We start from the raw sequence: 22,889 nt of genomic DNA, 5'->3' as shown, positions 1-22,889 counted from the left end.
GGCATCGGCTGCAGCTCTCGATCCGTGGCGACCCGCGTCCTCGGTGCCGGCGATGTCGTGCGGCCCTGATATGCACGCACAGCGTCAGTCGTACGCCGCAGCAAGGGAGACGATAATGAATAGTCTTGTCGTCGTATCTATGCCGAGCGCAATGGTCGCCGGCGTCGACTTGTGACGTCATCGTGGCGAATACTCGCGCTGGTAACGGTGATCAGCATGGTCGCCGCTGGGTGCAGTGACGTTGCGGAGCGGCATCTGGATGCGGTTCAAGCCCACGGCCGCACGGTCACCGTCAATCTGCCTGACCATCCGATCACGATTGATACCACCGACCTCAGCGTGCGCGGGCAGGTATTGCTGTCTGACGCGGCACAAACGTCGCTGGGTGAGCCGACTCCCGTCATCGTGAATTCGGCTGGTGCCCATTGGTCTTACCCGAAGCTCGACCTTGAGGTTCAGGTCGCCGCGAGAGGCGGCCGTGTGGTGTTTGATCTGGCCACTCGTACCGACCAGACACTGGCTTGGCCCGTCACCGGGGCGGGGATGTCCGACTTGCAGATCCCGATCGGCGATGGCCTCGACATCCCCGCCGCTGATCCGTTCTGGACTGGACCCGCGCCACGATTGGCCGGCGGCGAGGGATTCAACGTGCCTGACCTCTCACTGCCGCTGTGGAGTTTCGGTCACGGGTCGGTGGGGGAAAGTTATCTTGTCCCAACAGACATCGGCACTACACTGCACTTCACCGCTGTAGCCGGGCGCATCGTGGGAACTGCCACGCATAAGTTCGTCGTTGCCAAAGGTCGCGGCGGATACACCGTCATGATTCGGGAAACTGACGGTTCCCCTTTGGCCGGCGCCTATGACTACCGCGAGCTGTTGCAGGGCAACAACGCGCTCACCACGCTCCGCGACAAGATCTCGAGGAACCCTGATGTCGCCAAACTCATCGGTGCCTACCACGCCTACAGTTTCGGTGAAGCGCGATCGAAAGCGGCCATCGAGAAGCTGCAGGCCCTTGGCGTTGACCGGATGTGGCTCGGCTACGACGATGGCCTGTGGCCCGCGGACTCAGTAATGGCCGCCAAATCAGCGGGATACCTCGTCGGTCCCTACGACAGCTATGCCAACGCCCAAGATTCCGTCCGGGCCGACAGCCCACTATCGATATGGCCCGGTGATTTGTGGCCTAACGGCTGCATCATCGACGAAAAGGGCAACCGCCAAATGGGTTTTCACAATCGCGGGTGCTATCTGAGTTCGCAAGCGTTGAAACAGCGGCCAAGCGTGCTCGAACAACGGGTGGCGACGATGACATCAAATGGAGTCAACAGCTACTTCCTGGATGTCGATGCCACGGGGGCGACCTTCGACGACTACAGCGTCGTCCACCCGATGAGCCAAGAGCAGGATCGGCGAAATCGCTTGGCGCGGATGCGAGAACTCGGGGAGCGGTTCGTGGTCGGTTCAGAGGCCGCGGAGCCGTGGGCAAATGACGTGGTCGACTTCAGCCACGGATCTAGTACGCCGGCACTGGCTCCACTGTGGGATGCGGAACGTGATCGCCAATACTGGGGAGGCTACGCCGGGCCAAACGGCGCGGACATCTTCCTGCGCAAGGTTGACCTGACTCCCACACTTCATACTGTCTTGTTCGATCCAAAATATCGGATTCCATTGTATGAAGCGGTGTTACACGACTCAGTGGTGAGCCTGGACCGATGGGAGCTGCCCTTCAACAAGTTCCCCGCTGAACAACCAACCCGCACGCTTCTCTCGATGCTGTACGTCACGCCGTTGATCTACGCCCTCGACATGGCGACTTTGAACGCGGAGGGCTTGCAGCTAGCCAGGTTGCAGCAATTCTTCGCCCCGTTAGCATCAACCGCGGGGGTCGAGCCGCTGACCCGATTCGCCTGGCTGACCGACGACCATCTGGTCCAGCAGACCTCGTTTGGAGACGACAACCTGTCCGTGACAGCTAATTTCGGATCATCGGATTATCACGACGCATCGCTTGGGACGCTCAAAGCGGGCTGCGTCACCGCAAGAGCGCGGGCCACGGACGAGCAATGGAATCTATGCACATGACGACGTAGTTGGGCGGGGTCGCAAACATTTGGTCCCCCGACGAGCCGCCAGGCTCCCAGCGAGATCAGCGCGCCGGGTTCTCGAAGGACTTCAACATGATATTGATAACGCGATCCAGGTGCTCTGCTCTTACCCGCGCCGCCCTGTCGGGATCACCCTTTCGGATCGCAGTCACAAGAGCTCGGTGGTAGCGGTTGGCTCTGACCGCCAGTGCCCGATCGTCTCGCATCATATTTGCCACCGGCAGCATTGATCTGTTCCGCAACGTTTCAATCATGTTGAACAACAGGGGCCATTTGGTACGAAGCGGTTCTACGAGGCACGCGTGGAAGTCGTGATTGCGAGTCGTCCAAGCGCCCATCTCCGACTCGCCGTCCGTCTCTTTGACCAGTCGCGCCGCAATAGTGCAGGCGACCACACGGTCCTCTTCCACCATCGCGGCCACCTCGGCCATTGCCCGCGATTCAAGTAGCGAACGCAACGCGTAGATCTCGGTCAACTCCGCGGCGCTGGATCGGTGCACCCGGGCGCCCTTATGGGCATCGATATCCACTAATCCGGACGCGGCAAGGTCGCGCAACGCCTCACGGACAGGAGTGACGCTTGTCCCGATCCGTTGCGCAACGTCGGCGAGGACTATACGGCCGCCGACATCGATCTCCCCGCGCAAAATCATGTCCCGCACCGTGTCGCGCGCAAGATCAACCCCGGTGCGATGAGTGCCGGGATCCCCGTCGCTCGTGCGAGTGGCGTAGGATACGCTGCCCATTTTCGTATGTACTCCTTGCCGCTGCGTCCGTCATAGGAAATCGTATATCTTCGTGGCGACTGGTTGCTACACAAACCGCGTGACAACATCGGACTGTTTTGTAAATTCTTCGTTGTCATGCGAAAGTCTGAGACCATCGGCCCGTGATGGCCTCGATTTCCTGCGCACGACGGCATCTCTTGACCGGCACATCCGCAACACCATCGCGCGTTCGGTACGCGGCGATGCGATGGACCGTGAGCAAGCCCGCACGGCTGGCGGTCAACAAACGACAATCCCCCGCTCATGACAGTACTCCGGTCGGCCCTGCACGGATTTCAACCTGGTGACAAACGACTTCATCGCGTCCACCGTCCGCGTCCGCGGGGTTTAATACCCCCGGCCGCAAGGGCTCTGGCGCTGAACACATCGCTCGTGCCGTCATCGTCCGTAGTATTCGGATGAGTTGGCTCGATTCGCCCATTCGCGGCGGGCGACCGCCGAGCCGGGCATTTCGGACACCGAAGCCCGTTGATCTGGCGACTGCGCCGCTCAAACACGGATGGCCTGCGACGAGAGCAAGACCGTTGTCGCCGATCACGGCGCAGACCTCAGCCACGTCATCCGAATCGTCATCTACCTGACCGACATGCGCGACGAGGCTGACTACGAGCGCGTGCAGCGCGAAGCGCTAGCCTGCGCCAAGCCGGCGCCGCGCTCTCTAATAGGCGTCGCGAGCCTTCGCCTGGCCCGACATGGTTGTCGAAGTAGAGGTAACCACGATCGCGCCGAACTGCATGCTCGTACTTCCGGCGCGGCCGGGCTGTCCGTCTACCGTCGGCCGCGATAAGCGCCCATATGAGGAGTCCGACCACGCCGTTGCCGGCGCCCAGGGCGCACAGTGCCGGCCAACCTCCGGTCTGATACGCCAGCCCGGACAGCAGTGATCCCGTTACCGCTGCGGCGCACAGCGCTGCTGAATTGACCGTGGTACTCGCGGAGCGCGTACCTCGCTGGGCGGCATACAGCGCCTGCTGATCGGATAGCTGAACAACCTTCACACCGAGACCGAAGATGAGTAATCCAGGCACCAGCGCATCCATGCAGGGGGAGTCCCACACAAACAGCCACCACCCGGCCGCAATCAGCGCGCAGGCAGCCGTGATCGCAGTCCGGGCGTGGGTCGCGGTCAGCGAAGCGATCGACACCCGAGACGCCCGGGGCTCCTGCTGCCCCAAATGCTCCGGGAAGGCCGACGTCAGGCTCGCTGAAGCGGTAGTTGGCGGAGCCGAGGCCGGCAAGCGCGAAGGCGGTCGAGGCCCATACAGTGATAAATCCCGGTGTGGCAAGGAAAGGTAGCAGTGTGCGCCCACGAAGCATCGGTGACAATGCGATCAGTCGACTCACTGAAGGTGCGAAGGCTGCGTAGGAGCGGCGTGCGCTGGCCGGTGCCCCAGCCGGGATGATCTCCACGACGATCATGGACAAGGCAAGTTGAACCCCGGCGGCAACCATGAAGACATCTCGCCAGGACAGCTCGGCGGCAATCAGGCCACCGGCCGTGCCGGACGCTGATATCCCCACCAGCAGGCCCGGCATCACGACTCCGACGGCGCGGCCGGGGTACTGACCATCGGCGAAGTTCGCAACTAGTCGCACAGCCACCAAAGCCGCGGTCGCGCTGATACCCACCCCGCCCATCGCTACGACAGCCCACCAAAACCCTGGCGCTAGCCCCACGCCGACAAGCGCGATCGTCGATAAGACGAGCAATGCGGCCAGCAGCGCACGTTGTTCGACATGGTCGATCACCAGCGCACCGAACGCGAGCGCGAAGGCAAAGCCCACCTGGGCCGCGACCACCGGTGGTACAGCAATTCCCATTGAGACACCGAACTGACGGGCAATCGCACCGAGCAGCGGCTCGATCAGGAACAAACCCGCGACGGTCACCCCGGCGACCGCACTGAGTACCAACAGCACTCCCCGCTCTGAGCGGGACTTCGCCGACAGCGTCTGGGCATCTAGCGTCATAGCGTTATCCATCTGTGGTGTCTCATCTTCTTCTGGCGAATTTCGGGATTGCGCGAGAGTTCGGTGAAATCAGCGGACTTGCTGCGACGAACATGTTCTTGGGGTCCACCGTTTACGGCTCGCCCGAGCAGTTGCAGGGGTTGGAGCTTGATGGGGGAGCCGACCAGTATGCACTCGGATGTACGGCGTTTCATCTGCTGACCGGGTATGCGCCCTATGAGGATTCCAATCCAGCAATCCTCATAGCCCAGCATCTCATGGAACTGCCGCCGCTAATTAGTGAGCGCAAGCCCGAATTGGCAGGCCTGGATGCAATTTTCGCTCGAGCCCTTGCAAAACGATCGGCGAATCGGTATCCGAGTTGTAGTGATTTCGCTGCAGCGCTCGGCGGCCTGCTCGGCACCGGGTCCGCGGAATTCCTCAACATCAACACCACGACGTCGGCGCCAACTCGGGTTGTCGAGGCAGACAGGACAACGTCGTCGACACCGAAGAAGCACCGGCGGAAGGGATTGGCCGTCGCCGCGGCCGCCGTTATCGCTCTGGCGGCCGGCGGCGCCTTCTTTGGATTCAAGATGTACGGCCAGTCCCAGCAGTCCTTCGGTGCCCTTCCGCAATCGGCGAGAGCTACATCGCCGACTGCCGATGCCGGGAAGCCGCTAGCGTCACCACCGAGCGCCGATACTCCACAGCTCGCCGAAGCACCTGAGTACAGCGGCGAACCCTCGGGCGAGGCAACGAGCACTCCTGCCTCCGGTGCCTCCGGATCATCCATCCAGCTATCGCGATACGTCACTGACGATTCCGGTGTGTTGAACCAGTTCGAGGCCGGTATCGTCCAACGGTCCTCGGAGAAGCTGTACAGCGACTGCGGCACCCGCTTCTGGGTGGTGTACGTCAACAGCTTCGCGGGCTCTAAACCGGCCAAGTGGGTCGAAAACACCAGGCACGCAAACGGGGTGAACTCATCGGATGCTGTTCTGGCCATCGCTACCGACGACAAGACCTATTACTTCACAGCTCCATCATTCACGGGGAACGGGAAAGCCACGCAAATCGACCTGATTCGCCGAGACCTGCTAGATCCAGCGGTGGCGCGGGGGGAATGGACTCGGGCCGCAATAAGCGTCGCCAATGGTTTAGACCTCATTCCTGGCTAGTGCTGGCGCGAATCGGGCGCAGCACTGCAGGCAGTCATGGGTCGCGCGGTGACTCGCTGCAAGGCGATCGCGGATCCCATCGGTCAGCTCAGGGAGCGTAGAGCGCCGGCAGATTGACCACGATCGCCTCTTGAGTGGTCCGCGCGATCACGACCTCGGCAGGTGTGATCGGGTCCGGATTCTCTTCCCGGTGCGGAAGGTACGGCGGGACGAAGATGTAGTGGCCGGGCTCGGTGGCTACACGGATCTCTTGCACACCATCGTGAAACACGAACTCGGGGTGGCCGCTCCGGACGTAAATCGCGGTTTCAGATTCGCCGTGATGATGATTGCCCGATGATGTCTCCGGCGCCACATGCGCCTCGCCCATCCAGAGAGTCTCCGAGCCGACCGAATGACCGCTGATGGCGGCGAACCGCCGCAGACCGCGGTCTGTGCGGTTTCTGAATCAAGCTCTGAGGCTTTGATGTGATGAACTTGATTCCGCGTCGGACCGACCTGCCGCGCCTCGAAGTCAGGATGGAATCCATCCGCCGTACTCATGAGCCCGACCTCCTAATGATCAGCTGTATTCATTTGCCGTCGAATGGAATACAGGCGCCGAAACATACCTGAAGCAGACGCAGCTGCGTCGACATTGGTATGTACATTTGGGCTGTCTCCAGCATATGTTATTTCCGGTTACTCAGGAAGCCTCGACCCGTTGCGGACAGGCCTGCGCAGCGTGCAATCGCTGGTATGGCACGTATTTGAACCAGTTCACCTAACCACCACCTGTCAGAGATGTTAGCTGCCAGCTGGTGAGTGTCGTCCACGGATCTACTCACGCAGGACGGCGGCACACCGCGGTTCAACGCGGTTCGGCCCGGCGACTACGTCACAAGTCATATAAAATCGGAATGATCGTATATTGTCGATGACCGTACGTGGATGTCAGTTGGGGGACTGTCGGCCAATGTGCCTGGTCGGCTAGCAGTACCTCCAGTTGTGGATGACAGTTCGATTGGAGAGACGGTTCGAATGACTATGCATGTGCCGCCGATCGAAGATGTCCTACACCTCATCAAGCTGAGTCTTGAGGCAGTGAGTGAGAATGAAATACCGCAATTGACAACAGATCTGGAGATCGACGACCTCGGCCTTAGCTCCGTGCAGACGTTGGAACTTCTGGCGTACATCGAGGAGTCGGCCGACGTTTCGTTGTCGCAACACGCGTTGATGACGGTCGAAACAATCGCCGATCTAGCCGCTTTGGTGTCTTCGACCATGTCGGAGACCTCGTGACCGTGAGTGTGCCCGCAGTCTGACTTCTAGAACACGAATAGGGGATAGATGACTCGAGATTCTCAGGATCGCCAGCGGTTGGCTGTGGTGGGAATGGCCGCAAAATTCCCCGGAGCCGCTGACGTCAAATCGTTTTGGGACATGTTGCTGTCCACAGAAACCGCCTTCGGAAAGGTACCGAAGGAGCGCTGGGACCATCGGCCGTTCTTCGACCCGGAGGGTCGCACACCGAACTGCGCCTACAGCGATGTAATGGCCACGGTCGGCGACATCGATGGGTTTGACGCGCTCGGTTTCGGGATTTCGCCTCGCCAGGCCGAGGTAATGGACCCACAGCATCGAATCTTGTTGACAGCGGCCCGAGAAGCGCTGGACGACGCGGGTTTAGATGCGCAGAGGCTCGCCGACAGCGTGGTCGGCGTCTACGTGGGAATCTCTACCAGCGACTTCCGTGAGGTGATGGCAGCTCCGTTACGGGCAACCCAGTTCGCGGCAGGTGCGTTCGGGGCGCGCAGCGACGGTGATCTAGGAGAGCTCGCCTCTGCCGTGCCGCCGGTGCGGACGTTCACGATGCCCGGCTCACTGTTGAATATGGCCCCGGCGGCCATCAGTCGCAGCTTCAACCTGCGCGGTCCGTCAATGGCAGTCGACGCCGCGTGCGCTTCATCATTGGTAGCCCTCTACAACGCAGTGCTGGCACTTCGTGCTGGACAGTGCGAAATCGCGATTGTTGCTGGCGTGCACCTCAACCTGGTGCCCGATGGGTTGGTTCTATTCTCCAAGATCGGCGCGGTGTCCAGGTCAGGCCTGTGTGCGCCTTTCGACGCCAATGCCGACGGCTTTGTGCTCGGCGAAGGTGTCGGCGTGGTGGTCATGACGCGCGAAGATGCGATTCCTGACGACAGCGAGGTTTTGGCCTGGCTACGGGGCATTGGGTGTACCAGCGACGGCGGGGGAGCCGGAGCGATGGCGCCACAGGTTGACGGCCAACGCGCGGCCATCGAATCCGCTCTTGCCGATTCCGGGCTATCGCCAGCTGATGTCGACTACATCGAAGCGCACGGGACCGCCACGGTGGTTGGCGACGCGGTGGAAGTCGAGTCTTTGGGTGCGTGTCTGCCCCCGAGGGACACGCTGCCGCGGTTTCTTGGCAGTGCGAAAGCCAATGTCGGACACGCGATGTCGGCCGCCGGAATCGCAGGATTCATCAAAGCGGTCCTGGTATTGCGCAACGGCCTTGTTCCGCCACATCCCCATCTGACGGAAGAACGGCCCGATCTGCGACTGTCCGAGCGGGGTATCTCGATCGCGCGCGAGCCTAGGCCATTACCACAGGTGACCCGGCCGCACGTGGCGGGCGTCAGCGCGTTCGGCTTTGGCGGCACGGACGTTCACGTGATTCTTCAGGCTGCCGAAGCCGAGCCGGCGGAGGAGAACGCACCGTCGAGCTGGATCATCACGCTGCGTGGACAACACCGCGACGTGATCGCGTTCCGGTGTAGGTCCCTACTCGACGACCTGGATTCGGATCCCGGATTGGACCTAGGCGGGGTCGCCACCACATTGGCGCGACGAGCCGACCGTGGCGCCGAGTTGTTGATCGTGTCCTCTTCCACCGCGGAACTACGCCGCCAGCTTGACGCCGCGCTAGTTGCCATGGACGGGGGCCAACTTGCCGACGTCGAGATCGGCGACGGCATCTGGTACCGGGACGACAAGCCGGCCGATGGCAATGCCCGCAAGCTGTGCTTTCTGTTTCCGGGCCAGGGTTCACAAAAGGTCAGCGACGCAGCGACTTTGCTGTCTTACGATGCCGGCCTAATTCGATCCATCGAATACCTGGAAGCTGCCGCAGATAGCCCCGGCTTGCTGGAGGCGATGTATCCGGCCCAGCCGTGCGATCAGTCGTCGGTCGCATTGGCAGCGACCGAGGTCTGCCAACCGGCGTTGCTGGTGAGTCAGCTTGCGGTGGCGTGCCAGCTACGGTCGGCAGGAGTCAGTCCGGACGTGGTGTTGGGCCACAGTGTCGGAGAGTTTTCCGCCGCGGCGGTCGCCGGTGTCTTGGCGCCCGAGGACGCGGTCCGCTTCGCCGCCAGGCGCGGCGAAGCAATCGCCGACACCGAGATACCTGGCGGGAGCATGTTGGCGTGCAGAGCCGATGAGCATACGGTGCGTACCTTGCTGGGTAACGAATCGTCGGCGTGGATCGCCAATGTGAACTCGCCCCGGCAAACGGTGGTGGCTGGCACTATCCAAGGGATTGCCCGGGCCGCCGAGAGGCTGGCCAATGCCGACTTGGCGTACAAAGAATTGGACGTTTCACACGCCTTCCACAGCCCGTTGATCGAAGGTGCGAACCTTCAAATCGCCGCGCACGTCGATACCTGGCGCTAGCTGATCCGAAGCTGCCGTTCATCTCCTGCCTCTTTGCGCGGCAGTATGAAGGTGCCGAGGATCTGCGCGCCGCATGGCGGCAGCATGCGCTACTTCCGGTCAGGTTTGCCGCCGCCCTTGCCACGCTCGACATCGATAACACGGTATTCATCGAGATTGGCACCGGGTCAACGCTATTGAATCTCGCCCGGGACGCGGGAGCACGGCGTCAGAATCTGATCGCGTCCGGTGACTTCGGGTCTGACGCCGGGCGCTCCGCAAACCATATTCGAGCGCACCCCCACGCACTTGGCGTACCCGTCGCGCTACCGTGCCACCACAAGCGTCGCGGCGCATTGCTATCCGCCCGACAGTATCCCGTTAAACCGTTGTGGAAGTTCAGATATAGAGCTAACACACAAACCCGGTCGATACCGGTTCTGCCCGTGCCCAGCGGAGTCGACGCGCCGTGTGACGCGCGACTCGGCGAGCCGGTCATCGAAACACGCGAATCGGACGACACCGTCGACCACCACGACGACAGGAAGGACCCCGTCATGGACGAACTTGTCGCTTTGTGGCGAGAACAGACCGCCCTCGTCTCGATGATGCTCGGCCGCAACGAGGACGAAGCTGCCGAGCTTGTCGCCGCATCATCACCGCAAATCGATGGTGCCGCAGCGCAGCCCGTCGCCTCCTCGGCGGCGGTTGCCGCCGAGAGTGACAAAGGCGTGGCATCACGGCAAACAGACGCAGTCCTGGCCCACATTGCCGAGGTCGGCGCCTATAGCGTCAATCACCTGAAACCCGACCAACTCCTGGTGGGTGATCTTGGGTTCGACTCACTGATGATGGCCCACTTGTTCAACCGCTTGCGTAGCCGCTATCCGGACCTTGAAGTGCAGAATGTCAATCCCGCGGAGCTAACCGTGCAACCGGTGCTCAGCTCGGTGACTGGGCGCCACCGCGCAATGGATGATTCCGATCAGCGGCCGATTGAGTGCAACGCTACCGAGCTGGACCGCAAACCCGTTGCTGCTGAACGTGGTATCAAAGACTTCCCGGAATGGCATGCGCTTAGCGAACGCCTCCAGGCAGCTGACGACGCCGGACTTCGCAACCCCTACTACACCGTGCACGAACGCGTCGTCAATGACACCACGCAGATTGGCAGGCGAGTGCTGATCAACTATTCCAGCTATAACTACCTGGGCTTGTCGGGCGACCTGAGGGTTACCCGCCGTGCCCAGGAGTCCATCGCCCGTTACGGCACCTCGGTTTCCGCGAGCCGACTGCTGTCGGGCGAAAAGCCGGTGCACCGGGAGCTGGAAGGTGCGATTGCCGCTTTGCTCCATGTCGAGGATGCCGTGACCTTGGTGGGCGGCCATTCGACCAACGTGACGGCCATTGGTCACCTACTCGGCGAGCAGGACATCGTGCTGCCCGATGCGCTGGCCCACGACAGCATCATGCAAGGCTGCCAGCTCTCCGGCGCGAGCCGGCGGCCGTTTCGGCACAACGACCCCGCGCACCTACGCGAATTGCTGACCAACGTGCGCGGCCGATACCGCCGAGCCCTGGTGGTTATCGAAGGCATCTACAGCATGGACGGCGACATCGCCGATCTACCGGCATTTATCGAGGTCGCCAAGGAACATGACGCAATGTTGATGGTTGATGAAGCGCATTCGGTCGGCGTGCTCGGATCGAAAGGCGGTGGAGTCGGCGAGCACTTCAATGTGGACCGGTCGCAGGTCGACATCTGGATGGGGACTCTCTCGAAATCCTTGTCTAGTTGCGGCGGCTACCTGGCCGGCTCAAGTGAACTCATCGAATATTTCAAGTACAGCTTGCCGGGCTTCATCTACAGCTGCGGTCTGCCGCCGGCCTCAGCCGCTGCCGCACTCTCGGCGATCGAAATTCTAGGGGCCGAGCCAGAGCGGATCCGTGCTCTGCACGCTAACGGCGATTACATGCGGTCACTGTTTTCCACCCATGGATTGGAGTTCGAAAAGAGCAAGGACACACCGATCATTCCATTCGTCGTGGGAGATTCGATGCTGTGCTTGTCGCTGGCGTCCCGGCTGCGCGACGCGGGAATAAATGTGGACCCAATCATGTACCCGGCGGTCCCGAACGACCAAGCGCGCCTTCGCTTTTTCGTAACCGCGAAGCACGAGCACGAGCAGATGGACAGGACGGTGGACATACTCGCCCGTGAATACCGGAATCTGGCCGATTGCGCGATCCTCTGAAAGGAAAAGACATGTCTGGTTCTTCTGCTCCGGTGTCGCTTGTCCAAGCTCTACAACGCAATGCCGAACGCAACTGGCGCGGATTCACGTTCGTCAGCGGCGATCGATGTGACACCGACACATTTGTCTCCTTCACCCAGCTGAAAGAGTCGGTCGCACGCGCGGCTGCCGCGCTGCGCGCCCGAGGAGTTCGCCAGGGCAATCTCGTGGCTCTGATCGTGCCGGATGCTCAAGAATTCGTGACCAGCTTTCTCGCCGCCGTGTGGGCTGGCGCGGTCCCGGTCCCGCTGTACCCGCCAGTGGGCTTGGGCAGTCAACAGGCCTACCTGGACTACATCTGCGGCCTGATGGATGCGGCGAGCGTCGATGGTCTCATCATCCCGCAGTGGCTCGACGATGCCCTGGGTCTCGGTGAGAGATTCCAGAAACAGCACAAGCCGGTGGCTCACGCTGACGCGTTGGATGTCGGCGAAGACCTACTGGAACCGGTGGTGCGTGGATCCGACCAACCGGTGTTCCTGCAGTTCACCAGCGGCAGTACCGGCAGGCCCAAAGCCGTGGTCGTCAAGGATAAATCGTTGTGGACCAACGCCGGAGCCTTTGTTTCAGCGCTGGGCTGCACTGATCGCGACCATGCTGTCAGCTGGCTGCCGCTGTATCACGACACGGGTCTGATCGGTAAAGTGCTTGCCCCGCTGCTCTTTTCGGTTGAGGTCACGTTCCTGCCGACACTTTCCTTCCTGCGGGATCCCGGTGTTTGGCTCGACGTCATTTCCCGCAAACGGGCCACGCTTTCGTTCGCGCCGAATTTCGCGTACGCCTTGGTGGCAAAAAGGGCAAAGCCGCGGGGGCGAGCTTGGGACTTGTCTAGCATGCGTGCGTTCGGCTGCGGCGCTGAGCCGATCAACGCCGAGACATTGGATCTGTTCATCGATACATTCGCCCCATATGGTTTACCACTCGAATCAATCATGCCGGCGTACGGAATGGCCGAGGCGACGCTGGCAGTCACGTTCGACCGCCTTGATCGTCGATTCACAGCGCTGAAGGTCGGAGCGGACGCTTACCACGCCGACGGCGAGATCAAGTCACCGGTCGGCGACGAAAAGACACTATCGTTTGTCAACTGCGGCAAGGTGTTCGAGGGACACTCGATACGGATCACCGACGATCAAGGAATCGACCTGCCCCCAGGTCGCGTCGGTGACGTGGAATTTCGCGGACCCTCGTTGGCGGCCGGCTACTACCACGACGAAGCAGCCACCCGCGCAACGTTTCGGGACGATCGCTGGCTGGTCACCGGTGACCGCGGCTTCGTCGTCGACGGCGACCTATACGTCACGGGCCGCAAAAAAGACATCCTCATCGTCAACGGCCGCAACTACGACCCGCACCACGTTGAATGGGCCGCGGCCGACGTGCCTGGGATCCGCAAAGGAAACGTCGTCGCCTTCTCGGTCCCCAGTGACGTCACTGAAAAGGTCGTGGTGGTCGCCGAAGGTGTTGCCCTCGGCGACAATCATCACCAACAGGTGCGGCGCGCCGTCTATAGCCAGACCCGACTGGCAATCGATGAGCTGGTGTTGCTAGAGCCCGGTCAGCTACCTAAGACCTCCTCGGGCAAGGTGCAACGATCGCGGACACGAGACCTGTACCTAACCGATGCACTCGAGGATGTCGCCGTCGCCACCCGCACGCACGCTCATACCGGTACCGCCGGCGGTTGATATGCGCGCTATACCTCAAGGGCATCAAACACTTTCGCGTTGAGACCCGATCCGGCGATACGAAAGGAGGCTAAGAAGATTCTTGCCGCAATGAAATCCGCCTGGCTGCCATTGGCTGCCGTGGCGGTGATCGCGCTATCTGGATTCGCCGTCTTCCGGCTCCATGGAATCTTTGGCTCACACAACATCAACACTGTCATCGACACCAAGGATGATTCGCGAAATACCGTCCCCAAAGATGTGGTGTATGAGGTCTTCGGGCCGCCGGCGACACACGGTGAGGTCAATTACCTCGACGAGCACGCCCAACCGCAGCGCGGGGAGTTCAACGAACTGCCGTGGAGATTCACCATCACCACAACACTGCCGTCGGTATTCGCCAACGTTGTCGCACAAGGAGATCGCGACAGCATCGGCTGCCGAATCATTGTCGATGGCGTTGTCCGTGACGAACAAACCGCTCACAATCGCGATGCCCAAACCTTCTGTCTGGTGAAAGCAGCTTAACAATGCATAGTCCGTCTTCGAGGCCCACGCGTTGCGCACACTTCGTCCGCCGTTACCCGATACTGATCATCTTGGCCTGGTTCGCGCTGACTGCGGCACTCAACGTCTTCGTCCCGCAACTAGAAGCGGTCGGTAAGGACAACTCGGTGTCGTTGGCATCCACGGCATCACAGTCCTATAAGGCGCTCAAACGCCAGGGCTCCCTGTTCCACCAGTTCAACTCCGACAGCATCGCGATGGTGTTGCTCGAGAGCGATACGCCGCTAGCGAATGACGCGCACGAGTACTACCGAGGTTTGGTGAGCCGGCTGCAGCGCGATGCCGCCCATGTCGAACATGTCCAAGACTTCTGGGGCGATCGCATCACCGCAGGCGGCGCGCAAAGTTCCGACATGAAATCGGCCTACCTGCAACTGAATCTGGTAGGCGATCAAGGCACCACCATAGGGAAGAACTCCGTGCAGGCGGTCCGCGACATCGTCGACCACGACCCGCCGCCCGCCGGCCCGAAAGTCTATGTAACCGGACAGGCGGCCCTGACGGCCGACATGAACAACGCCGGTGATCAAAGCCTGACCAAGATGACCGTGATCACCATGGCGGTCATCACCTTGGTCCTGCTACTGATTTACCGCTCCATCAGCACCGTGTTGCTCATCCTGTTGGTCGTCGTCATCGAACTCGGTGCATCCCGTGGTGTGGTCGCTCTATTGGGCCATTACCACCTGTTCGGCCTCTCGGTATTTGCCGTGAGTCTGATCACCTCGCTGGCGATCGCCGCGGGCACCGACTACGTGATCTTCTTCCTTGGCCGTTATCAAGAAGCGCGGGCAGGCGGGCAAGATCGTATGGCCGCCTACTACACCACCTATCGCAGCGTCTCGCACGTCGTCCTGGGATCCGGTTTGACGGTCGCGGGTGCGACCCTGTGTTTGAGCTTCACCAGATTCCTTATCTTCAAACACTCGGCGTCCCTTGCTTTATCGGAATGCTCGTCGTAGTAGCGGGCGCGCTCACGATAACCCCCGCAATGTTGTTGGTAGCCACGCGATTCGGCCTGATGGAGGCCAAACGGCCGCTCTCGACAAGAAGCTGGCGCCGAATCGGCACAGCTACCGTGCGCTGGCCTGTGCCGATTATCGCGGCGACATGCGTGGTCGCGTTGGTCGGCTTAGCGGTCCTTCCGTCCTACTCCGTAAGCTACAACGAGCGCTATTACGTTCCTGACCGGCTCGCGGCAATTCAGGGTCTCGAAGCCTCCGAAAAGCACTTCTCCCGGGCGAGGATGAATCCTGACATATTTTTGATCCACGCAGACCACGATCTGCGGACGCCGGCCAACATGCTGGTTCTCGATAAGATTGCTCGAAACATATTTAAGCTCAAAGGAATTGACAAAGTACAGACGATTACTCGGCCGCTGGGCTCACCAATCGAACACAGCTCAGTGCCCTTCCAGGTCAGTATGCAATCGATTCCGATCAACGAGAACCTGCAGTACTTGAAAGATCGTATGAAGGATCTGCACAAGATGATCGGCGACACCAGCGAGATGATCGCGATCATGGGGCGAATACGGAAGAGCATGGCCAAACTCACCCAGACCAACCATGTCGCGCTGCGAGATACCCGGGTTATGCAATCGAATACCACGGACATGCGTGACGAATTCGCCGACTTCGACGATACGTTCCGCCCGATACGTAGCTACTTCTACTGGGAGAAGCACTGCTTCGATATTCCGTTGTGTTGGGGCATACGGTCGTTGTTTGATTCGGTCGACAAAGTCGACCAGCTGAACGACAACATGACGGTGATGAACGACCACTTCGCTCAGATCGACGCGTACCTATCCAAGATCAACGACCAGATGCCGCCGTTGATCTCGGTGGCCAAGACGATCAGGGACACGATGTCGACCATGTACAGCAGCTACAGCAGCATGGTCGACCAGATGGGTCGTATGGCCGACACCGCCAGCGTGATGGGAATGGTGTTCGACGAAGCCAAGAATGCCGACCTCTTCTATCTGCCTCCCGAGGCGTTCAACAATGAAGACTTCAAGAAGGGGATGAAACAGTTCCTGTCGCCTGATGGCAAAACGGCACAAATAATCATCACTCACAAGGGGGATCCGGCCAGCAACGCGGCCCTAGCGACGACGACCGCTGAACTCGAAACAGCACAGAACGCGATCAAGGGTACGCCGCTGGCCGGCGCCTCTGTGTATCTCGGAGGCACCGCAGCGTCCTATCACGACATCGGCGAAGCGGTGAAATACGATCTCATGATCGCTGTGATTGCGTCATTGAGCCTCATCTTGATCATCATGCTGGTCATCACACGCTCGGTTGTCGCTGCAAGCGTGATCTTCGGCACCATCGCAATTTCGCTGGGCTCGTCATTCGACCTGTCAGTTCTGCTCTGGCAGCACATCATTGGCCTTCCGTTGCACTGGATGGTGATGCCGTTCACGGTCATCGCATTGTTGGCGGTGGGATCTGATTACAACCTGCTGCTGGTGTCGCGGATAAAGGAAGAACTTCAGGGCGGGCTGAACACCGCGATCATCCGTGGGGTCGGTGCCTCCGGCAAGGTAGTCACCGCCGCGGGCCTGGTGTTTGCCCTCACGATGGGTTCGATGATCGCGAGCGACTTGAAGGCCATCGGGCAGGTGGGTACTGTGATCTTCCTCGGCCTGCTGTTCGATACCTTCGTGGTTCGGGCTCTGATGACTCCGTCGATCGCGGCATGGTTGGGTCGTTGGTTCTGGTGGCCGATGAAGATGGGTAAGTAGGCCGCTGCGCCGGCCGAGCCGGTACCGGCACCGCCTGTGCCTGTGCCTGTGCCTGTGCCCGCATGGCAGCTCGTGTCGACGATGCCGATTCCTATCGTGGAGGCGCCTCGCGAACAAGAGCCGACTCTGGTGGGTAAGGCACTCACGAAACTTCGCGCGCTGGGCAATCGCGTTCGGCATATCGCGGTTATCCCACCGAGGCAAAAGGACTCGGTAACCGCGGGAGTGAGGGATGCAGCCAACGATTCGTTCCACCTGCGGAATAGAACGTGATTGGCCGCTCAACGGTGCCCTCGCAGACGTTGGCCGGGCTGGACCCTAGTCAGATGCGATCAGTGGAGGCTTTCCCATGCGAGTAGAGTTCGGCAAACCCCTCAAGAAGCTGTCGCTGACCTATGAGGTGTCCCACTGCAAGGACTTCCTTTCAACCCCGGACCTTTACCTGTACGACAACGGTACGTACTGGATTCGATCGGCCGGCGTGGACTTCCATGGCGTGTTCGTGGTGACCGAAGGCTCGTTAGCCGACCCGCGGTTCGAGATCAAGTTCATCGCATTTCCGTCCCCATACAGCGGCGGACAAACCGTGTATCACCATCTGCATTTTGACGCGACCACCGGCAGATTCACTCAGGACGCCGCGAACGCGCGTGACCCCGAAATACCCCACAGGGTGGGGTATTTCGTATCAATGACAACACGGCGATCATCCGCTGATTCGACTATAAGACCCTCGGTCGCGGGCGACGAGATATTAAGCGTAACAACTTCTTTGGTACGCGTCAGCCGCGACGGAATTGTCCCGCCGAGGTTGCCGTTGTGCCGAGCGCAACGGCCGAGTAGTCGTCGGCGCGGACAAACGTGCCGAGTTGATATGCGACTACGCCGAGTGAGTCTGCCAAGGCGGATTTAGTCAGCCGCGGCACGGCGGAAGCCGCCGCCGATCCTGAGGCAACCGTGGCTTTAATCCGTTGTAGGGCAAGCGCGATAGCTGCGATCGCCATGCTTCCAGGTGCTGACACAAATGACATCATGCTTTCTCCTTTGGGTTCACTATCAGGCTCAGTTGGTGACCGATCATTGGCATAGGACCTGAGATCGAGCGGGTGATCGCGATAGGCGGCCTCAACGCGTGCGATCGCTGTCCTCGACAACCGGACGTCGTCCATCACTACGTCGGTGACCCCCGGGATCTCCATCAGGCGTTGGCGAATAGAGATCGCGTAGGTGACCATTTTGAGTGGGCACGCGCGGCAAGCTGCGTGGAAGCAGAGGCGAACAACTCCCTGATCGGACACCGACAGCACTTCGAGGTCCCCACCGTGGATGTGCAGCAGTGGCCGAATCTGGGAATCGACCACCGCGGCAACATTCGACCGCGTCAGCGGGCCGGCGGTGCGATGGTCGGGAGTCTGCGTTGTCATGTCGCATCGCCGCCCGTCACGCCATGGCGCGTGGAGTCGATGATGACTTGGGGATCCACGCCGAAGAGCCGCGCCTGATTGAGTCCGAGAATGTTTCGTTTGTCGTTGTCGCTGATGGCCGGATAACCATGCCTGTCTTGCAACTCTTCGTCGATGTCCATGTTCCAAAACCACTCGATGGCCGGTCGTGGTGGCCCGGTTAGCGGGGCCTCTGATCCCCACAGCACACGATCGGAGCCCACATCGCGCAGCAGCCGACCGATATAGGTCTTGAAATCCCACGGTGCGACGAATGGCAGATGCATCGTCCCGGACAAGACGAGCACGATATTGGCATGGCGCGCAGCCATGTACACGCACTCCTCGAAGTACGGCAATGCGAGGTGATGTATTGCAAAGACCAAATCGGGGAAGTCCAGGGCAGCGCGCTCGATGTCGAGGGGGCGCAGTGATTCCAGCGGTGCTCGCGTGATCGGAAAGCCCTTATGGAATTGCAGTACCTTGATGCCCAGCGCTTGTGCCTTCTCGTACATGGGGTAGGCTACTTCGCGGTCGTCGCAACGCCATGAGTTGTCGAGGTGACCGTTGTAGAACTTGAACGATCGAGCGCCCAGCTCGACAACTTGGTGGGTCATGGCGTCACCCACGCTGCGATTCCCGACCAAATACAACGGATCCACACCACCGCAAAACAGAACTTTTTCGGGGTACGCTTTCGCGAACTCGTATTGGGCCCGCACTGGGGCGAATCCGTCTTTGTACACGTCGTAGAGAACTACGGCCTGAGCCATCGCCATGTCGGTGACTCCGTCGGCGAACACCACCTGAGCCATGTCGTCCACCGACCATCGGCGATCGTATCCGTGTCCGACTCCGGGGTTGCTCGGTGTCTTGCTACGCGAGCTGTCGTTCTCGCGACGCATGCGCGAGCCAATTGTGAGGTGTCCCTGGCGGTCTATGGCCGAGCTGGCGTGAATCAGGTTGCCGTCGGACAGGTCGTACATGTGCACGACGTTGTCGAAAACGAAGACATCATTGTTGAGCATGCGCAATCCCCTCCCGTCTTGGCTGGGGATCGCTGATGTACATTGGGCGCGCGTCTCGCCTGGACAGCCCGGCGTAAACGGCGTGTATTGCACTGCTGTCAAGACCGCCAAATCCCGTGGCCTTTGCGGTCCGATAGAGATCAGCAGCCGTATTTAGAAGGGGTGCAGGAGAATTAGCTGAACAGGCGAGTTCGCTGATGAGGTCGGCATCTTTGACGAACGTGGCGACAGTCGCGGTCATGGGCTTGTACGTACCCGATGCCATCATCGGCCCGCGCAGTTCCAGCTGGCGCGAGCCCGCACCCGTCCCGGACAATATGTCGACTGCCATTTCTGGATCGATACCGAGTCGTTGAGCCAGGTTGATCGCCTCGGCTGTCGCGGCGTTATGCACGGTGACAAGATGATTGGCAACTACCTTCATATTGGCGCCCGCCCCCAGTTCGCCCACATACTCGACTCGTTTGCTGAACGTGTCGAGCACACACTTGACCGCTTCAACTGCGGGTTTGGGCCCAGAGGCACACACAACAACGTCACGTCCATAGGCTTGAGCGCTGGTGCCGATGACCGGGCAGTCGAGCAACGTGATGCCGACTGTGCGCAAAGTGGCTGCGGCTTGGGCCTTGGCGTCAGCAGGAAGTGTGCTCAGATCAACCAGGTAACGCGTCTGCCCGTCGCGGCAATGCGTCAGCTGCGCGCACACCGCGTTGAGCGACTCGACGCTCGGCAACACCGTAATAGCAAGGCGGGCCGCATTGGCTGCCTCGGCGACAGTGCCCGCGATCGGAATACCGACAGCATCGGCCATCGCCGTTCTGCAGGGGTCGATGTCCACACCACCGACAAGCTGATGTTGGGAGCCGAGGATGTGAAGGGCAATCGGGATGCCGAGCGGCCCGAGGCCGATGACCGTTGTGGAAAGGCGTTGCGACTCTGCGATTGTCATGATGCCTTCTGATTGCGTGCAGCGACTGGGCGGGAGGCTGCGGCGATTCCGGCGCCAGTCCGGCGCATCGCCCCAGTGCGCGGCGCCGCGGCGCGCACCAGCTCAGCCGGACGCATCATGGCCAGACGTCGGCACATCCCAAGCAGCTGGCAGGCGCGGAAAATAGGTAAATCCATGGTTACCCGGGTCATCGATGCGTCCCGCGCACCGTATCGATCGCGATTGCCGGCGGCGCGCTCGACGGGCAGGACAACCGAACAACCTTCACGCGTCCACCGACCAATCAGATTTATGTATATAATCAAACCAAACGTATATGATCGGAAGAGGGGGGGCAAGCCTGGAGCTAGATTCCGATCAACGGCCTGGTTTTGCCAACAGAAGGTGCAGCCGACCCGACGTCTGCCGGCCGCGGCATAGCTACTCGGCAAGATCTGCAACATCGATGTTGCCCAGCGGCGTAGCGTGCTGCGCTTGTCGTCTAATCGGTTGACCTGAAGAACTATTCCGTGGCCCTTGTGGCCCCATCGCCATTTCTTGCAGCAGCTATGGGCAGGTTCGACTTGCAATGATGTGCGGCTGGCCCGTGTTGGTATGCCGCCGGTCGAAGATGAAGCCGAAGACAGCGTTGTCGAGCGTCGCTAGAAATAGCTTGACTGATTAGGAGAAACGATGGCTGATTGCGTTTCACCGTCGCCGGACATGAAATCCGCCGGCATGTTTGCTGTTCCGGCGACAGAACCGCTGTTTATGGCCGCGGCGGCCTGGGAAGATCTCGCCGCTGAGCTCGGGACCTCGGCTTCGTCGTTTGAAGCGGTAATCTCGCTCGCGCTGGGGAGTGGATCGTGGTCTGATCCAGAGTCGACGTCCATTTCCACGGCGCTGCGTGCGGCAGCGGAGTCGTGTCTGGACTTGTTGAAACTGGCCGCATCCCAGGCTTTGCGGTCCGCGCAAGATGCACGCCTCACAGCATCGGTGTTTGAAGCTACGCAGACCGGAGCTCTACTTCCAGCTGCCATGGCCGCGAACCGACAGATGTTGGCATCACTGGTGGAAACGAACTTCTTCGGTCAAAACGCTGCGGCGATCTCCTGCATCGAAGGGGTGTACGCCGGGATGTGGGCGCGGGATTTGCAGATGAGGAGCAACGACTCCAGTAACCAGTCGACAACTTCGACACTGAAGCCGGCACGCGCGTTGGCGGCCGATTCCGATTCGCCACCACGAGTTGACCCGTTGGGCCGCAGAGATGAGTCCTGATGTGGTACCCGGGAACGCGATTGGTCCCGTCCCAGGAGATGTCGGTGGATCTGAACACGATGCTGGGCATGCCGGGCGAGGCGCTGCGGACAACTCGCACAGAATGGAGACAATCACTCACCAATGCGGTTCAAGCGGCATTCGTATTTCACTACGAAAGAAACGACTTGTACCGGGCCCAATGCGACGCCGTTCGGGTATGCCCGCATGACATCATCGGCTACAACGACTTGCACCGGATCCCTCTTCTGCCTGCAGTGGTTTTCAAACAGGGTGCCGGACAGCAAATCTTGACCGCCAAGGCGGCAGATATCGAAATTGAAGTTCGTTCGGCAGGATCCAGTGGTGTTCCTTCAGTCTCGCGTCGTGACGCGATGACCGTTACCCGCGCCTCGGTGGGCACACTGGGCTGTTTTCGTGACTTCTTCGAATTATCCAACGGCACCGGGCTTTTTCTGTACTCATCGAAATCAGACGACGCCGGTTTTCGCATGCCTAAAGTGTTCGATCTGCTCACCTGCACGCTAGACGACTACAGCTATGCTACGCACAACCGCCCCTTTGACATTGGCGAGGCGCTGACGCAGTTGCGCAGCTGGGAAGGGGCGAAAGCCCGGCATATCATCGGGACGCCGCTCGCCATCACTCGGCTCATAAAGGTATTAGAACTGGAGTCGATTCGAATGAATCTCGGGCTCACGGTCACTAATTATCATGTTTGGCGGACGGCACCAATACACTCGGTATCTCGGCACCCGCGACGAGTTCGACGCCGAGGCCCAGCGAATCCTCGGAGTCGGGCGCTGTGGAATCCGTGACGTGTATAGCATGACCGAATCAACGATGGTTGCCATCGAATGTGATTACCAGCGCAAGCATGTTCCCCCTTGGTGCTACGCCTCGATTCGCGACAGTTCCAATCCCGCAGTCGAACTCGACCCCGCGCGTACCGGGATGATCGCCATCCTCGACGCCTTGAATACCGCTTATCCCGGCTTCCTGCTTTCGGACGACATCGGTGAGGTAGACGAAAGCGATTGCCCGTGCGGTCGTACCGGACAAACACTGACCGTGCGACGACCTTATCGGGCGGCTGAACGCGGGCACGGCAATGCTGGCACTGCAGCGATAGCGAACGGATGGGCGTAGCGATGCTTCGATCAACCGTTGGATACCGGTGCTTGGCGTCAAGATGATAATTTCATCTCCGCTCGCTGGTGTCGTCCGTGGGTCG

General features: G+C 60.3%; 15 protein-coding genes and 3 pseudogenes. 12 read left to right on the top strand and 6 right to left on the bottom strand.

Features of this window, described 5'->3' with window-relative positions:
• Positions 1-216: 216 nt before the first annotated feature.
• Positions 217-2,091 (top strand): glycoside hydrolase, encoded by a 1,875-nt coding sequence (locus H7K34_RS23345; RefSeq protein WP_264064357.1) that lies wholly within the window; start codon positions 217-219, stop codon positions 2,089-2,091.
• A 64-nt stretch (positions 2,092-2,155) separates the two neighbouring features.
• Here H7K34_RS23345 and H7K34_RS23340 read toward each other — a convergent pair whose 3' ends face one another.
• Entirely contained in the window at positions 2,156-2,860 is a 705-nt protein-coding gene (locus H7K34_RS23340) for a GntR family transcriptional regulator (RefSeq protein WP_264064356.1), read from the bottom strand.
• A 529-nt stretch (positions 2,861-3,389) separates the two neighbouring features.
• Here H7K34_RS23340 and H7K34_RS27010 point away from each other — a divergent pair.
• Positions 3,390-3,689: pseudogene (locus tag H7K34_RS27010) on the top strand (RidA family protein); the annotation flags it as partial.
• Here H7K34_RS27010 and H7K34_RS23335 read toward each other — a convergent pair.
• Complete coding sequence (locus H7K34_RS23335; protein WP_264064355.1) at positions 3,671-4,873, bottom strand: MFS transporter; 1,203 nt, start codon at positions 4,871-4,873, stop codon at positions 3,671-3,673. The pseudogene H7K34_RS27010 and the gene H7K34_RS23335 overlap by 19 nt on opposite strands.
• A gap of 17 nt (positions 4,874-4,890) precedes the next feature.
• Between H7K34_RS23335 and H7K34_RS23330 the strand changes: the two genes are divergently transcribed.
• Complete coding sequence (locus H7K34_RS23330) at positions 4,891-6,033, top strand: TPM domain-containing protein (RefSeq protein WP_264064354.1); 1,143 nt, start codon at positions 4,891-4,893, stop codon at positions 6,031-6,033.
• 88 nt (positions 6,034-6,121) lie between these two features.
• Here the strand turns inward: H7K34_RS23330 and H7K34_RS23325 are convergent.
• Positions 6,122-6,576: pseudogene (locus tag H7K34_RS23325) on the bottom strand (cupin domain-containing protein).
• A 540-nt stretch (positions 6,577-7,116) separates the two neighbouring features.
• Here H7K34_RS23325 and H7K34_RS23320 point away from each other — a divergent pair.
• From H7K34_RS23320 to H7K34_RS27075, 6 genes and pseudogenes are all read left to right on the top strand, one after another.
• Entirely contained in the window at positions 7,117-7,317 is a 201-nt protein-coding gene (locus H7K34_RS23320) for a phosphopantetheine-binding protein (RefSeq protein WP_264064353.1), read from the top strand.
• 48 nt (positions 7,318-7,365) lie between these two features.
• Positions 7,366-9,711, top strand: a complete 2,346-nt coding sequence (locus H7K34_RS23315) for a beta-ketoacyl synthase N-terminal-like domain-containing protein (RefSeq protein ID WP_264064352.1) — start codon at positions 7,366-7,368, stop codon at positions 9,709-9,711.
• Between the two features lie 425 nt (positions 9,712-10,136).
• The gene (locus H7K34_RS23310) at positions 10,137-11,945 is read left to right on the top strand and encodes an aminotransferase class I/II-fold pyridoxal phosphate-dependent enzyme (RefSeq protein ID WP_264064351.1); all 1,809 of its coding nucleotides are present in this window, start codon (positions 10,137-10,139) and stop codon (positions 11,943-11,945) included.
• A gap of 11 nt (positions 11,946-11,956) precedes the next feature.
• On the top strand, positions 11,957-13,672 hold the full coding sequence (locus H7K34_RS23305) for a fatty acyl-AMP ligase (RefSeq protein ID WP_264064350.1): 1,716 nt from the start codon (positions 11,957-11,959) through the stop codon (positions 13,670-13,672).
• A 90-nt stretch (positions 13,673-13,762) separates the two neighbouring features.
• Positions 13,763-14,179, top strand: a complete 417-nt coding sequence (locus H7K34_RS23300) for an MmpS family protein (protein ID WP_264064349.1) — start codon at positions 13,763-13,765, stop codon at positions 14,177-14,179.
• Positions 14,158-16,967, top strand: a pseudogene (locus H7K34_RS27075) (MMPL/RND family transporter); the annotation flags it as partial. The gene H7K34_RS23300 and the pseudogene H7K34_RS27075, both read left to right, overlap by 22 nt.
• 791 nt (positions 16,968-17,758) lie before the next feature.
• Here the strand turns inward: H7K34_RS27075 and H7K34_RS23285 are convergent.
• The 3 genes from H7K34_RS23285 to H7K34_RS23275 are packed head-to-tail and all read right to left on the bottom strand — an operon-like array spanning position 17,759 to position 20,395.
• Positions 17,759-18,337 carry a NifU family protein gene (locus H7K34_RS23285; protein ID WP_264064345.1) on the bottom strand — a complete coding sequence of 193 codons (579 nt, stop codon included), beginning with the start codon at positions 18,335-18,337 and terminating at the stop codon, positions 17,759-17,761.
• A 59-nt stretch (positions 18,338-18,396) separates the two neighbouring features.
• The gene (locus H7K34_RS23280) at positions 18,397-19,446 is read right to left on the bottom strand and encodes an amidohydrolase family protein (protein ID WP_264064344.1); all 1,050 of its coding nucleotides are present in this window, start codon (positions 19,444-19,446) and stop codon (positions 18,397-18,399) included.
• Complete coding sequence (locus H7K34_RS23275) at positions 19,433-20,395, bottom strand: NAD(P)-dependent oxidoreductase (protein WP_264064343.1); 963 nt, start codon at positions 20,393-20,395, stop codon at positions 19,433-19,435. The genes H7K34_RS23280 and H7K34_RS23275 overlap by 14 nt, the downstream gene beginning before the upstream one ends.
• A gap of 702 nt (positions 20,396-21,097) precedes the next feature.
• Here H7K34_RS23275 and H7K34_RS23270 point away from each other — a divergent pair.
• From H7K34_RS23270 to H7K34_RS23260, 3 genes are read left to right on the top strand one after another with little or no spacing between them, the layout of a single operon-like run.
• Positions 21,098-21,655, top strand: a complete 558-nt coding sequence (locus H7K34_RS23270) for a PPE family protein (protein ID WP_264064342.1) — start codon at positions 21,098-21,100, stop codon at positions 21,653-21,655.
• Positions 21,656-21,699: 44 nt separating this feature from the next.
• A complete protein-coding gene (locus tag H7K34_RS23265; RefSeq protein WP_264064341.1) occupies positions 21,700-22,473 on the top strand; it encodes a LuxE/PaaK family acyltransferase in 774 nt (257 codons plus the stop codon).
• A complete protein-coding gene (locus tag H7K34_RS23260; protein ID WP_264064339.1) occupies positions 22,370-22,804 on the top strand; it encodes a LuxE/PaaK family acyltransferase in 435 nt (144 codons plus the stop codon). The genes H7K34_RS23265 and H7K34_RS23260 overlap by 104 nt, the downstream gene beginning before the upstream one ends.
• Positions 22,805-22,889 lie beyond the last annotated feature (85 nt).

Origin of the sequence: Mycobacterium montefiorense, assembly GCF_025823255.1 — a bacterium.
GTDB classification, from domain to species: Bacteria; Actinomycetota; Actinomycetes; order Mycobacteriales; family Mycobacteriaceae; genus Mycobacterium; species Mycobacterium montefiorense.
The sequence above is the reverse complement of the archived record's forward strand: the minus strand, read 5'-3'. Positions and strand labels throughout refer to the sequence as shown.